This is a genomic window from Vibrio sp. PNB23_22_6 (assembly GCF_052877535.1).
Genome location: NZ_JBNFXP010000010.1, coordinates 1 through 13,312 on the forward strand (window position 1 = coordinate 1; position 13,312 = coordinate 13,312).

General features: G+C 41.6%; 15 protein-coding genes. 9 read left to right on the plus strand and 6 right to left on the minus strand.

Translation table 11 applies throughout. From position 1 onward, the window contains the following. The first annotated feature begins 448 nt into the window (after positions 1–448). The 7 genes from rfaD to ACVA54_RS10020 all read left to right on the plus strand — a co-directional run bounded on the left by rfaD (position 449) and on the right by ACVA54_RS10020 (position 6,736). Positions 449–1,390, plus strand: coding sequence for an ADP-glyceromanno-heptose 6-epimerase (gene rfaD / locus ACVA54_RS09990; RefSeq protein ID WP_099079226.1), 942 nt, complete (start codon positions 449–451; stop codon positions 1,388–1,390). A 128-nt stretch (positions 1,391–1,518) separates the two neighbouring features. Further along, positions 1,519–2,502, plus strand: a complete 984-nt coding sequence (gene lpxM, locus ACVA54_RS09995; RefSeq protein ID WP_446649570.1) for a lauroyl-Kdo(2)-lipid IV(A) myristoyltransferase — start codon at positions 1,519–1,521, stop codon at positions 2,500–2,502. After that, on the plus strand, positions 2,502–3,224 hold the full coding sequence (locus ACVA54_RS10000) for a glycosyltransferase family 25 protein (RefSeq protein WP_446649571.1): 723 nt from the start codon (positions 2,502–2,504) through the stop codon (positions 3,222–3,224). The genes lpxM and ACVA54_RS10000 overlap by 1 nt, the downstream gene beginning before the upstream one ends. Next, positions 3,221–4,276, plus strand: coding sequence for a lipopolysaccharide heptosyltransferase II (gene waaF, locus ACVA54_RS10005; protein WP_446649572.1), 1,056 nt, complete (start codon positions 3,221–3,223; stop codon positions 4,274–4,276). Before ACVA54_RS10000 ends, waaF begins: the two co-directional genes overlap by 4 nt. Further along, positions 4,270–5,523: a lipid IV(A) 3-deoxy-D-manno-octulosonic acid transferase gene (waaA, locus tag ACVA54_RS10010; RefSeq protein WP_446649573.1), complete on the plus strand. Its 1,254-nt coding sequence runs from the start codon at positions 4,270–4,272 to the stop codon at positions 5,521–5,523. The genes waaF and waaA overlap by 7 nt, the downstream gene beginning before the upstream one ends. A 1-nt stretch (position 5,524) precedes the next feature. Next, positions 5,525–6,262, plus strand: coding sequence for a hypothetical protein (locus ACVA54_RS10015; RefSeq protein WP_446649574.1), 738 nt, complete (start codon positions 5,525–5,527; stop codon positions 6,260–6,262). 3 nt (positions 6,263–6,265) lie between these two features. Beyond that, positions 6,266–6,736, plus strand: a complete 471-nt coding sequence (locus ACVA54_RS10020; RefSeq protein ID WP_446649575.1) for an adenylyltransferase/cytidyltransferase family protein — start codon at positions 6,266–6,268, stop codon at positions 6,734–6,736. A 350-nt stretch (positions 6,737–7,086) separates the two neighbouring features. Here the strand turns inward: ACVA54_RS10020 and ACVA54_RS10025 are convergent, their stop codons facing one another. Together ACVA54_RS10025 and ACVA54_RS10030 are read right to left on the minus strand one after the other, a co-directional pair. Next, positions 7,087–7,815, minus strand: a complete 729-nt coding sequence (locus ACVA54_RS10025) for a 3-deoxy-D-manno-octulosonic acid kinase (protein WP_446649576.1) — start codon at positions 7,813–7,815, stop codon at positions 7,087–7,089. Positions 7,816–7,836: 21 nt separating this feature from the next. Beyond that, on the minus strand, positions 7,837–8,244 hold the full coding sequence (locus ACVA54_RS10030; RefSeq protein WP_446649577.1) for a diacylglycerol kinase: 408 nt from the start codon (positions 8,242–8,244) through the stop codon (positions 7,837–7,839). Between the two features lie 105 nt (positions 8,245–8,349). Between ACVA54_RS10030 and ACVA54_RS10035 the strand changes: the two genes are divergently transcribed. Both ACVA54_RS10035 and ACVA54_RS10040 read left to right on the plus strand, forming a co-directional pair. Then, entirely contained in the window at positions 8,350–9,405 is a 1,056-nt protein-coding gene (locus ACVA54_RS10035; protein ID WP_446649578.1) for a glycosyltransferase family 9 protein, read from the plus strand. 37 nt (positions 9,406–9,442) lie between these two features. Beyond that, the gene (locus ACVA54_RS10040; protein WP_446649579.1) at positions 9,443–10,210 is read left to right on the plus strand and encodes a glycosyltransferase family 2 protein; all 768 of its coding nucleotides are present in this window, start codon (positions 9,443–9,445) and stop codon (positions 10,208–10,210) included. A gap of 77 nt (positions 10,211–10,287) precedes the next feature. Here the strand turns inward: ACVA54_RS10040 and ACVA54_RS10045 are convergent, their stop codons facing one another. From ACVA54_RS10045 to mutM, 4 genes are read right to left on the minus strand one after another with little or no spacing between them, the layout of a single operon-like run. Then, the gene (locus tag ACVA54_RS10045) at positions 10,288–11,229 is read right to left on the minus strand and encodes a glycosyl transferase family 90 (RefSeq protein ID WP_446641496.1); all 942 of its coding nucleotides are present in this window, start codon (positions 11,227–11,229) and stop codon (positions 10,288–10,290) included. Next, positions 11,216–11,698 (minus strand): pantetheine-phosphate adenylyltransferase, encoded by a 483-nt coding sequence (coaD, locus tag ACVA54_RS10050; protein ID WP_446641497.1) that lies wholly within the window; start codon positions 11,696–11,698, stop codon positions 11,216–11,218. The genes ACVA54_RS10045 and coaD overlap by 14 nt, the downstream gene beginning before the upstream one ends. 9 nt (positions 11,699–11,707) lie before the next feature. Further along, on the minus strand, positions 11,708–12,460 hold the full coding sequence (locus ACVA54_RS10055; protein ID WP_446649580.1) for a glycosyltransferase family 25 protein: 753 nt from the start codon (positions 12,458–12,460) through the stop codon (positions 11,708–11,710). Positions 12,461–12,482: 22 nt separating this feature from the next. Continuing rightward, on the minus strand, positions 12,483–13,292 hold the full coding sequence (gene mutM / locus ACVA54_RS10060; protein ID WP_446649581.1) for a bifunctional DNA-formamidopyrimidine glycosylase/DNA-(apurinic or apyrimidinic site) lyase: 810 nt from the start codon (positions 13,290–13,292) through the stop codon (positions 12,483–12,485). Positions 13,293–13,312 lie beyond the last annotated feature (20 nt).

Consider the following 13,312-nt stretch of genomic DNA (forward strand, 5'->3'; position numbering starts at 1 on the left):
ATCTATTATCAGCGCACTATTTAATTTCGGAATATCTCCTTAGTGATATCAAACTCGGTCTGTAGATTCTGAATCACGTTCGTCCCTCACTGTTCAGAATGACAGTTACTTTAACGCGCTCTCAACCGAGAAGGTTCGTCATTCTAGCGAGCTCAAGCGAGACTAAGAATCTAACCTCAGCAAGCTCCCCAACCAAATAGAGCCATCTCACTACCGCACAATCGGATAGTAAATTCTGAATCACCTTCGTCCCTCACGGTTCAGAATGACAAGTATCTTCCTTATAACTCAAAGACAACGATTGCGCATAATCCGTAATCCAAAACATTAGGCCCTAGGATCCTAGGACCTTTCTTTTACCCTCAAACCTTTCTTTCCCCATCCATAGCGCTATTTTTCGTTTCTTGCTAAAATTCCTGAGAAAATTTTAATCTATGGTGGAAGTCTTATGATCATCGTAACTGGTGGTGCTGGCATGATCGGCAGCAACATTGTTAAAGCGCTAAATGAAGCAGGTATTAACGATATTCTGGTTGTCGACAACCTAAAAAATGGCAAGAAGTTTAAAAACTTAGTTGATCTTGATATCACTGATTACATGGATCGTGACGACTTCCTTACCCAAATCATGGCTGGTGATGACTTTGGTCCTATCGAAGCGGTGTTCCATGAAGGTGCTTGCTCAGCAACCACAGAGTGGGACGGCAAATACATGATGCTGAACAACTATGAGTACTCAAAAGAGCTGCTTCACTACTGTTTAGATCGTGAAATTCCGTTCCTATACGCTTCATCTGCTGCGACTTACGGTGAAACCGATACGTTTGTTGAAGAGCGTGAATACGAAGGGGCACTCAACGTATATGGTTACTCAAAACAGCAGTTTGATAACTACGTACGTCGCCTAAGCCAAGATGCAGAAGAGCACGGTGAGAAACTGTCACAAATTACTGGTTTCCGTTACTTTAACGTCTACGGCCCACGTGAAGATCACAAAGGCAGCATGGCATCGGTAGCATTCCACCTGAACAACCAAATCAACGCTGGTGAGAACCCAAAACTGTTTGCAGGTAGCGAAACATTCAAACGTGATTTCGTCTACGTTGGCGATGTCGCTAAAGTAAATCTTTGGTTCCTAGAAAACGGCGTTTCTGGCATCTTTAACTGTGGCACTGGCCGAGCAGAATCCTTTGAAGAAGTGGCAAAAGCGGTGATCACCCATCACGGCAAAGGCGAAATCCAAACCATCCCATTCCCAGACCACCTTAAAGGCGCGTACCAAGAGTTCACACAAGCCGATCTGACGAAGCTTCGTGCTGCAGGCTGTGACGTAGAATTTAAGACGGTTGCAGAAGGCGTTGCTGAGTATCTTGCGATTCAAAATAGCTAAATCCCGTCAAGGCGACGGTTTGAATGACTGTCGCCTTTACTCTAAGGTGATAGCCTGTATCATTCCTAACTATCCGCGTTTCACTCATTTCGCTTCCATACAGAATACAGATAGGTACTTGAGACCCCATGACCAATCAACGTGATGATTTCGATCCTAAAGCTTATAACCCTGAATTTGAACGCCATTTTTTAGCGCCAAAGTATTGGGGTACTTGGTTAGGCGTAGTGGCATCGATTCCGTTAGCGCTGTTACCGTTGAAACTGCAGCAATGGTTGGCAAAAGTTATTGCGAAAAAGCTAGCAAAATCTCATAAAGGTCCTGCGCACCGTGCAAGGGTCAACTTTGAATTGTGCTTCCCTGAAAAAACCTTTCAAGAACGTGAAGCCCTTATTGAGAAGACCCTTTATACTGCAGCCCTATTCTTTTTCCGCTTTAGTTTACTCAGCTTACGTTCTCCAACGTGGTTGCAGCAACGTTGTCAGATCCGTGGCCTTGATATTTTGCAACAACACATCGACAACAATGAAAACGTCATCCTAATGGTGCCCCATTCTTGGGCAATCGACATTCCTGCAATTTTGCTGGCTTCGATGGGCATGCCCGTCTCTGCAATGGCAAAAAAACAGAAAAATGAAGTGGCTGACTGGTTGATGCACAAACAGCGTGTGCAATACGGTGGCCGCGTCTATGAGCGCTCCGGTGGTATCAAACCATTTTTGAAATCCATTCGAGATGGCTACATCGGTTACTATCTGCCCGACCAAGATCACGGCCCAGAGCACAGTGTGTTTGTCGACTTTTTCGCGACAAGAAAAGCAACGCTGCCGGGGCTAGGTAAAATAGCTAAGTTATCACGCGCGAAAGTGTTACCTATGTTCGCTTCAATGAATACCGAAGATGGGTCATTTGATATTGAGATCCTACCTGCATTTGAGCTAGACCAAGGCGAAGAGCAAGACGCTCGCACGTGTAATCAAGCCATTGAGTATTTTGTAGGAACTAAGCCTGAACAATACATGTGGGTACTACAACTGTTGCACTCTCAAGAAGATGGTAGTAACTATTACAATTTGTTTAAACCAATATATAAAAGTGATTGGAAAGTGTAGTGAAAGTATTTGTCGTGAGCTTGGCTCGATCGTTCGATCGCCGAGAACGTATTGAAAAAAAATTAAAACAAGAAAATATCGAGTTTGAATTTTTTGATGCCATCGATGGCTCTGTGGACGGATTTTTACATTCAGAAAAATGCCGCCCAACAATAACTCAACAACGTAAGGGCTATCAGCTCAAAACAAGTGAAATTGCTTGCTTCTCAAGCCATTATGAATTGTGGATGCGCTGCGTTAATCTTGATGAGCCTATCGTTATTTTAGAGGATAACGTGGATCCTATTGAAGGGTTGAAAACCATCCTTCAAAGCACTTTCCCTCTAACAAAAAAATATGACTACATTAAACTTTCTGCGACTCAAAAACGTAAATTTACCCCAATTGTCGCTATCGACAGTGAGCATTTTTTAGGTGGCTACTCTGGTGGAACCCGTGGCACAACGGCCTACATTGTGACTCCGACTGCTGCCACTAAATTTATCAAGCATGCTCAAGAGTTTATTGAACCTGTAGATGACTACATGGAAAAGCCATGGCGTCATAACGTCCAAACCTATAGCGTCGCTCCGGATTTATTCACAAGAGCACAGATAGCTTCGACAATTGGTAGCAAACGAAAAGATAAGTCAAAAATGACGTTAGCTAACAAGATTTACGCAGAATTTTTTAGAACCTACGAATCTGTTCTTAAATTTTTGTACTGGAAGAATAAAGCATGAAAATACTCATTATCGGCCCTTCCTGGGTTGGCGATATGGTGATGTCACAATCACTCTACATCGTATTAAAGCAACTTCATCCAGAAAGCCAAATTGATGTGATTGCCCCTAGTTGGTGTAAACCCATTCTTGAGCGAATGCCAGAAATTAACCAAGCTATTGAAATGCCAATTGGGCATGGTGAATTCAACTTGCTTGGCCGTAGAGAAATCGGTAAATCGCTACGCGAGAAGCAATACGATCACGCCTACATTCTGCCAAAGTCCGCAAAGTCCGCACTGATACCTTGGTTTGCGAACATTCCACTTCGAACTGGCTGGAAAGGCGAAATGCGCTATGGCCTGCTCAACGACATTCGTCCGAACATGAAATCTTTCCAATTCATGGTTGAGCGCTATGTGGCGTTGGCTTATTCGCAAACGGAGATGATCGATTCTTCTTCTTTAGGTGGTCTAGAGACCCTGCCTCGCCCAAGTCTGTTTATTGATAAAAAAGAACAACGCGCCACTATCGATAAGTTTAAGCTAGACCAAGAATCCCCGATTGTTGGTTTGTGCCCAGGTGCTGAGTTTGGTCCTGCGAAAAAATGGCCAGAAGTGCACTATGCAGAAGTCGCATCGGCTATGGCAAATGAAGGAAAGCAAGTGTGGCTATTCGGCTCTCAAAAAGATCTTGAGACCTGCAACAATATTAAGAATCTAGTACCTACAGAGCTTCAGCAAAAAATTCATGTTCTTGCAGGACAAACTAGCCTGATTGAAGCCGTTGATCTGCTTGCTGCATGCAAAACGGTTGTCGCAAATGACTCTGGTTTGATGCACGTAGCTGCCGCGGTAGGTTGTAATGTTGTTGCTGTCTACGGTTCAACATCGCCAAAATACACACCGCCACTGGCAGAAAAAGTCGAGATTGTTCATACCGACATTGACTGCCGTCCATGCTTTAAACGCGAGTGTCAGTTTAAACACTTGAAGTGTTTGACGGAGTTATCGCCTGAGCAAGTTCTTAACAGTATCCAAAAACTTGAAGCGATTACCGTCAGCCCATGTTAATTCGTATTATCTATACATTACTGTTAGCACTTGCCTCGCCGATCTTGTTGTTTGGTTTGTACAAAAGCAAACCAAACAAGCCCAAGTTTGGTAAACGCTGGAAAGAGCACTTTGGCTTTACGCCGAAGTTAGAATCGATTGAGCGACCAATTTGGATTCATGCAGTCTCGGTCGGTGAGAGTATTGCGGCAATACCTCTGATCAAAGCCTTGAAAAAGCAAAAACCAGAGCAACCGATTCTCGTCACGACGACGACAAGTACTGGCGCAGAACAAATTGCCAAATTAGGCGATTTAGTTGAGCATCGATATATGCCTATAGACTTCGCTTTTGCAGTTAAAGGCTTTCTTAAAGCAACAAAACCAAAGCAAATGTTGATTATAGAAACTGAGCTTTGGCCAAATACACTCAACGCTGTTCACAAAGCCAATATTCCGATTAACGTGGTTAATGCTCGCCTTTCTGAAAAGTCATGTAATAACTACGCTAAAGTGCAGCCCCTGTTTAACCTTTTAATTCCTTGTATCAATAAAGTGCTGTGTCAAGCACAGTCAGATGCCGAGCGCTTCGAGCGTTTAGGCGTCGAAAAGAGCAAACTTTTTGTTACTGGCTCGATTAAGTTTGATATTCAGATCTCGGACGAAGTAAAAGAAAAAGGTAAAGCGCTTCGCACTGAACTTGGCCACGACCGCCCAGTTTGGATTGCCGCAAGCACCCACAAAGGCGAAGATGAGCAGGTACTGGAAGCTCACAAACAAATCTTAGAGTCTCAACCGAATGCGCTTCTAATCCTTGTGCCTCGGCATCCAGAACGATTCGACAACGTATTTGAGCTTTGCCAAAAGCAAGGGTTCGACACCATTCGTCGCACAAGCCAATCAATGGTGACAGAATCAAATCAGGTTTACCTTGGGGATACCATGGGTGAGATGTTGGTCTTGATGGGGGCTGCTGATATCTGCTTTATGGGCGGTAGCTTAGTTGGTGATAAGGTTGGTGGACATAATATAATAGAGCCATTAGCACTATGTATTCCTGTTCTGTCGGGACCAAGTTACTATAACTTCCAAGAAATAGTAGATACCTATATTGAACAAGGTTTTGTTACCATAGTTCAAAAGGAAACGTTGGAAACAGAAGTACTTCGTCTTTTAAATCGACAGACCAATACTTCACTTTCAGCAATAAAAATAACAAACTCACCGATACAAGCTACGATATATCATTTAATTCAAAGAGAGCAGTAGAATGTTATTAAAAAGAATTGAGCATTTTTTGAAGAACCTTGCTCTTGTAAAAAAATTGAGATCTAAGCGTAAGAAAACAAAAAAGAACAACGCACTCCCTAAAAATCAGGCGCACCTAGCAGATGAGGTACTCTGCTTAGTTAGGGATATAGAGCCTAATATCTATCCGATGTTCGGTACACTATTGTCTATCTATAGAGATTCTGAGTTTAAGTTTGCTGATGATTTTGATTTCGCAGTCAATGATAAGTCTTTGTTTAGTCATGATTTGATAGACAAGTTCGAAAGTCATGGTGCTAAACTTACATCAATTTCAACTGTAAACAATCACCTTGATATTGTTGAACTATCTTTTAATTTCAAAGGTGCAAAGGTTGACTTATTCTACATTGATAACGATGACAATTACTCAATACATCGCTGCCCAAACTTTAGAACAAACAAAAGCAAACCTAAAAAATTATTTAAAGGCGGTCTAAAATTTAATATTTACGAATCATACTTTGAAGTTAAGTACCCTAAAATAGCACTTAAAATAGATAAAAACTTTAATATTTCCATACCAAATGATCCTGTCTCAATTTTTGAGCGCCATTACGGCTTAGATTGGGCAACCCCTAAACTAACCAACTTTATAGATTTTAAATATTACACATTTATAGAGTTCGAGTCATCAACCATATCAGGTAGTAGCAAAAACCTAAAACGCTACTTTAAAAAGGCTATGTTGGAGAGCTAAAAATTGAAAAGAATTATTACATATGGAACATATGATTTATTTCATGCTGGGCATGTTCGCTTATTTAAACGATTAAAAGAAGAGAACTGCTTTCTCATCGTAGGGGTATCTACGGATAAATTTAATGAAGAGAAAGGTAAAAAGTCTATTTTTTCTTACGAAGAGAGAAAAACCATTGTTGAAGCTTGTAAATATGTTGATTTAGTGATTCCAGAATCAAACTGGGAGCAAAAGAGAAATGATGTAATTCAACATAACATCGATGTCTTCGCTATGGGGGATGACTGGCAAGGTAAGTTTGATGACCTCTCAGAACTATGTGAAGTTAAGTATTTGAGTAGAACACAAAACATTTCTACTACTGACGTCAGAAAAGCTATTATTTCTAACAAGCTATCCCACATTGATGATGTCATAGAAGTAATGGAAGAAACCGCAAATCTCATAAAAAACTTGCGCCAATCCTTAAAATAACTAGGCGAGAGGTCACCTAGGACGATCTCTCATTTCCTAAACAAATACTTTTGACTTGTATATAGCTTACCCCAAAATCCCATATGCTTAGATTTCAAATATGATAATTTTTTAGGCTTTTTTCAACTGTATTCCCCCCAATGAATAACATAGTTATCACTACATGGAATATGCTCTTTTCTTTTCCCTTTATATTCATGAAAACAATCAATTGGCAGAATGTTAATACCTTGATAATTTTCTTCTAAAACAAATTTGCTCATTATCTTTGGCAAGAGCACTCAACCTATTACCTAGCCAAACAGCATGAATTTTCTCAATAACCATCTCTTACTCTCTCTAAGATATACTTAACCTTGCCGCTCAATTTGCAAAAAATCAGTGTCTTTCCAATGGATTTTCTTATTTAATAATTCTTTTTGAAAAGACCGCTTTAACCTATTTAAGTTACTTTGCTTCCAATCACCAGAAGCTTCCTGGCGACACTTATCAAAATCGATGATCCACACTTTATCTTGGTCATCAATTAGAATGTTATGGATGTTTAAATCCGTGTGGTTAACGTTCGCCTTATGCATCTTGGCAATCTCTTGCCCTACTTTCTGATACATAGCACTTGGCAATGGCTTTTCTTGCAAGATACTGACCAAGTCTCTGGCATTGGGGATCCTTTCGCTCAACAAATCCGCTTGGTAGGTAGGACCCGATTTAACCGCTCTTGCGGCAATTGGCCGCGGTACATTAACACCAGCATCAATTAGACGTTGAAGTAAACGGAACTCTTGCGCACTGCGCGTTTGTTCCCATCCCGCAAACCAATAGTGATCGTTAACGAGTTTGCCAAACAAGCCACCTCGACGATAATGACGCAACGCCGCCTGCATACCATCAATTTGTATACCCTCGACTTGCATACCCTCGAGTTGCACAAACCACGTGGTTCCTCGGCCCTTAGCGCTCCCCACGACTCGGTTTTGAGATTGCCAATAATTAGCATCAAAAATCGCCGGTGTTGGGTCGCTAATCCATTCATCGTCAAACCAAATGACGCTGTTATCATTTTGATAAATTGTAATCACATTGATCCTCAACGTCTTGACTTAACGCAGGTAAATACCACCAAGAATATACAACCAGGTAAACGCAGCAAAACCTAAGGTCACCATAACGGCTGCAGAACCGATATCTTTCGCTCGTCCGCTGAGTTCGTGATGCTCAGTGCCTATTCTATCAACAACCGCTTCTATCGCCGAGTTGATAAGTTCCACAATCAATACCAAAACCACCACTCCGAGCATCAAAATTCGCTCAACGATAGTCACATCGAAAAAAAACACTAAGCCAATCGCAATCGCTAACAACACCAGTTCTTGCCTAATTGCCGCTTCATGTTTAAATGCCGCTTTTAACCCTTTCCAGGAATAACCTGTGGCCTTAATGATTCGTGTTAAACCGGTATTACCTGGCTTACCTGAAGTTTGAGAATGATGTGATTGCGTCTTTGACATTGCGATTATGCCCGTCACTGCTAAGTATAGAAGCGATGTATTTTACATTTATTGGGGATGTCTGCATAATTTAGCTGCATCTATTTACTCGATCAGACAATAACTATGCTCACTTCTCCCCCATCTTCGCTCTGTATATTGCGTTTATCTGCCATTGGTGATGTTTGTAACACCATCGCTACTGTGCAGGCGATCCAAAAACAATGGCCTGAGGCTCACATTACGTGGATCACAGGAAAGCTAGAGGCTCAGCTACTCAAAGCCATTGACGGCATCGAAGTCATTGTCTTTGATAAGAAAGCTGGTTTAAACGGCTATAAGGCGTTATGGCAGCAATTGAAAGGTCGTGAGTTTGATGCCTTGTTACACATGCAATATGCCATTCGAGCAAGCTTGGCAACATTAGGCATCAAAGCCAAATACAAACTTGGTTTTTCCTCTGATCGCAGCCAAGATTTTCAAACGTTGTTTACCAATGTCAAAGTACCTTCACCCACATCGCTCCATGTTGCCGATGGCTTAATGGCATTCGCACATCAAATTGGGGTCCCTAAGTCTGAGCTGACTTGGTCACTTTCTTATTCAGAGCAAGACAAAACGTGGGCAATGCAAGAGCTCGGCACGAATAAACCCAACTTACTTCTTGTTCCTGGCGCAAGTAAAGCATACAAAAACTGGAACGCTGATGGCTACGTTGACGTCATCAATCACGCACGTGAAAAAGGGTGGAATGTCATCCTTGCAGGCAGTCCAGCGAAAGTAGAAGTCGACTTAGCCGATGACATTCAGAGCAAGCTCGGCAAACCCTGCTTAAACTTGGTTGGAAAGAGTTCAATCTTGCAGATGTTAGCCCTCATCGATGAGGTGGAAATGGTGATAGCACCAGATACTGGTCCAGCACACATGGCGAGTGCGATGAATACACCGATTATTGGTTTATATGCGCACCATAACCCCGTTCGTGTCGGCCCATATCACTATTTGAAGTATGCGGTATCGGTATACGAAGAAGCGATTTTTGCTGAAACAGGTAAAACAAGCCAAGAGTTAAACTGGCGCACGCGAGCCAAAGATGAAAAAGCAATGGATCGAATCTCGAGTGAAAGCGTCATCAACATGTTTGATCAAGTCGTAGAAGATTTGTACCCACAATACCAATAAACCTTATCTGTATAGATTGCCTAAAAAGGAAAACACCTTGTCTAAACCCACTTTAGCCGTTGCCTTAATCGTAAAAAATGAAGAGAAGCACCTCAAAGCTTGCTTAGATACCGTAAAAGATTGGGTCGATGAAATTGTTATTTTGGACTCAGGTAGTACTGACCGCACCGAAGAGATTGCACGTCAGTACACAGACAAGTTTTATACCAACCTAAACTGGCCGGGGTTTGGTAAGCAGCGCCAACTGGCTCAAAACTATGTCGCATCGGATTTTGTACTTTGGTTAGATGCGGATGAGCAGGTCACTCCCGAACTAAAAGAGAACATCTTAAAAGCGGTATCAGAAGATGCGCCAAATACCTTGTATAAGGTAAATCGTCTTAGTGCTGCCTTTGGTAAGTTTATCTACCATTCAGGCTGGTCTCCAGATTGGATTGTCCGTTTATATCGCACTCGTTACACACAATACAATGATGCTCTCGTGCATGAAAAAGTAGAAGATAAAGGCTTTGCAACCAAAAAGCTTGATGGGCGTTTACATCACCATACCTATGAAAACTTGCATCACTGTGTAGAAAAAAACACAAAATATGCAAAAGCATGGGCTGATCAACGTGAAGGAAAGAAAAGTGTCAACATGGCAGATGTCATCATTCACTCGTTAGGTGCTTTTTTAAGAGTCTATATCTTTAAGAAAGGTTTTCTAGATGGAAAGTACGGATTTATTTTAGCTGGCTTAAGTTCATATTACACTTTCATAAAATACGCCGACTTATACATTAGGAATAGCACTAAGATTAAATAAAAAGGTGGTATTCATATACCCAAGTCCAAAAAGAGCTTGGGTATAGTTCATTGTTTTACAAAAATTAATTTATCTGATTAATTTTCGCACTGATTAGATAAAGTAAAGTACTTATCTGCCACCATGATAGAGATTAAGCGTTCACGCTTATCATTTTTAAATTGCTCAACCCATTGGTGTGCATTTCCAATAATGGCTAATGCCTCTGCTTCGTTCTCTAGATAATAGTTCATCTTTTCCGGCAAATCTGAATAGTCATCATTCACTTCCACATAATGAACGCCCGCTTGGAGTTTCCCCTCCATAAACCATGTTTCATATTTTGGTTTAGACATGATAACCAACGAGTTTGAAGACATTGCCCACTTCAAGTTAGTCGCAACATCATTGCCTTCAATACACAGTAAAAACTTATACTGAAGCTGTTCCTCTATACTCATAAAGCCTTTTTCCCAAGGCTGCCCCTCAACAGGACGAGTCTGACCAATGTTGCATTGCGGATGATCGTAAAAAGCATGAATCACTTTAGTGCGGTGCGGTTGAAAACCAACGCCACGCCATGCCACCATGTTTTTCTTGTTTTGATAACGAACGGGATCATCAATAAATTTAAAATGACGGATCTGATTAAGCTTTAAAACAACGGAGTTTTGGTTTTGTCCCGCTATTGGTCGACTCTTAATAAAACTTGGCACATTGGGTATGTGGGTAACATCACCATTAATATAGTTAAAAGCGAAGCGAGAGGGAAAGTAACGCATCACTTGGCGTATATCAAAAAAGTAAGTCCACCCTTTTGTCTTTTTAAACCCGCTGATTGTCGCGTAGCTTTGTTCGTTACTGTCCACCTGAAACGGGGCGCTACATTTATTGTAGTAATTCACTCGATCTAGACAGTTCGCTCTTTCAGATTCCGTCAGTGTCGACAGCAACCGCTTAGCTTGTGCTCTATAGATAAAACGAGGAATAAGAGTAGATAAAGCATTAGATAGATAATACGGGAATTTACTGTCTTTCATTCACTTTTATCTCAATAGCGTTGGCCACTGCATCCGGGACAAATTGCTTAATATCCCCCCCATGAATGGCCACTTCACGAACAATCGTTGAAGAAAGAAATGCAAACTCTTCTTCCGGCGTTAAAAATACGCTTTCAAGGCCTGGCAGTAACTTCCGATACATATTGGTTAAACCAAACTCATATTCAAAATCAACGGTCGTTCTCAGCCCTCGAATTAAGACATTAGCTTTTTCCGCTCTCGCAAAATCAACTAATAATCCAGAAAAACCTTTTACCGTTACGCCTGGAAGATGAGCAACCACCTCTTCCATCAGTGTTACTCGCTCTTCCAATGTGAACATCGTATTTTTTGATGGACTCGCTGCGACGCCGATAACGACTTCATCAAACAATTCATGAGTGCGTTCAATCAAATTTAGGTGCCCGTTAGTCACTGGGTCAAAAGTTCCTGGATATATCACTTTCATTCGTTTTACTCAGTGTTTTTTTACGTTTTCAAAGCTGGCAAAGCGCTTTTTGCTCAGATTAGTCACGATATAGCGTTGATAGGCATCTCTAAAAAAAGAGGTTATATAGGTAAAAGTACTTTGCTTTCTAGAGCTTAAATTACTGTCAAACGTGCCATTTTTACTGCCTTGAAACACCACAGGGGGATCCATCCAATACGTGTTATAGTTCAAAATATCACGCATATGTGTTTGAAATGCATCGATAGGTAAGCCAGTTTGATTAGACTCAAAAAAGGCTACGATTTTCTTCGCTACATCCAAATGAATGACATATCCACCACAACGTTTTGTATGCGATGCTAGATAGCACAACTTTCCTTTTTCTTTGATTTTCAAAGGAACAGAACGATTACTATGCTCGATATTGACAATAAAGTTCACTTCATCACGCATTTCACATTCGACGAGTTTTAACTTATCTACAGCATCACTTGCCAGAAAAGCATCGTCCTCTAGGACAAGAGCGACCTCTATATTCCTTTTAACGATTTCCTCATAAACCAATATATGTTTATACGCGCAAGAAAGCTCAGGTAAGTTGTCATTTCCTTTGAAATACTTCGTTTTCACTTCTGGCGTGAGATCTTTGATATCGCCACGCAGCATATATTCGAAGTGAACAATCCCTCTCTCAGGAAGGTGCTTATCAATATGTTGTCTACGTTCTTCGTAGCCTTCACTAACATGAATAACAAATACGTGATCTAGAAAACTGGTCATTGGAGCTATATCTCAAAGAGGGTTAATGCTGACACAAAGGACAAAGGAAAGTATTTCTTTGCCCAATTTTTAGGGTTTCAATAATCGTACCACACTCTGGACAAGGTTCGCCTGCTTTACCATAAACTTGAAGTTCTTGAGCAAAGTACCCCGGCTTTCCATCCGCTTGAGCAAAATCTTTAAGTGTGGTCCCACCTTGTTGAATAGCAATTTCTAACGTGGCCTTAATGTTCTCGACCAAAAGTTGCCATTCTTTCCTAGTCAGCTTACCTGCTGGACGCGTTGGATGAATGCGGGACTTAAACAGAGACTCATTGGCATAGATATTACCTACCCCCACAACGATTTTGTTGTCCATGATGAACTGCTTAACCGCTACACGCTTGTCTTTCGCCTTCTCCACCACATAATCTGCGCTGAACTCATCGGTCAGAGGCTCAGGTCCCATATGCTCTAACACCGCGTGAGATTCATTTGGCGCGCACCAAAGCCATGCCCCAAAGCGACGCGGATCGTTGTAACGTAGGATTTTGCCATTCGTCAGTTTGAGATCCACATGATCGTGCTTTGCTGCTGGGAAGTCTGCATCCAACACACGAAGCGATCCCGACATGCCCAAATGAACAATCGCCGTGCCTTGCTCAGTTTCAATCAGCAAATACTTAGCTCGACGGCGAATATGGCGGATAACCTGTCCTTCTAATTGCTTTAACTCTTGGGGGATCTCCCAACGCAACTTAGGGGTACGGAACACAAAGGCCTTGATCGTTTGCCCAACCAGATGTGGGCTGATGCCCATACGGCTGACTTCAACTTCTGGTAACTCTGGCATAGGTTTTTCCTCTAAGACGT

Excerpts from the sequence above, each read along its gene's own strand:
- rfaD (WP_099079226.1), top strand. The coding sequence starts at position 449 with ATGATCATCGTAACTGGTGGTGCTGGCATGATCGGCAGCAACATTGTT.
- lpxM (WP_446649570.1), top strand. The coding sequence starts at position 1,519 with ATGACCAATCAACGTGATGATTTCGATCCTAAAGCTTATAACCCTGAA.
- waaF (WP_446649572.1), top strand. The coding sequence starts at position 3,221 with ATGAAAATACTCATTATCGGCCCTTCCTGGGTTGGCGATATGGTGATG.
- waaA (WP_446649573.1), top strand. The coding sequence starts at position 4,270 with ATGTTAATTCGTATTATCTATACATTACTGTTAGCACTTGCCTCGCCG.
- ACVA54_RS10015 (WP_446649574.1), top strand. The coding sequence starts at position 5,525 with ATGTTATTAAAAAGAATTGAGCATTTTTTGAAGAACCTTGCTCTTGTA.
- ACVA54_RS10030 (WP_446649577.1), bottom strand. The coding sequence starts at position 8,244 with ATGTCAAAGACGCAATCACATCATTCTCAAACTTCAGGTAAGCCAGGT.
- ACVA54_RS10035 (WP_446649578.1), top strand. The coding sequence starts at position 8,350 with ATGCTCACTTCTCCCCCATCTTCGCTCTGTATATTGCGTTTATCTGCC.
- ACVA54_RS10045 (WP_446641496.1), bottom strand. The coding sequence starts at position 11,229 with ATGAAAGACAGTAAATTCCCGTATTATCTATCTAATGCTTTATCTACT.
- coaD (WP_446641497.1), bottom strand. The coding sequence starts at position 11,698 with ATGAAAGTGATATATCCAGGAACTTTTGACCCAGTGACTAACGGGCAC.
- ACVA54_RS10055 (WP_446649580.1), bottom strand. The coding sequence starts at position 12,460 with ATGACCAGTTTTCTAGATCACGTATTTGTTATTCATGTTAGTGAAGGC.
- mutM (WP_446649581.1), bottom strand. The coding sequence starts at position 13,292 with ATGCCAGAGTTACCAGAAGTTGAAGTCAGCCGTATGGGCATCAGCCCA.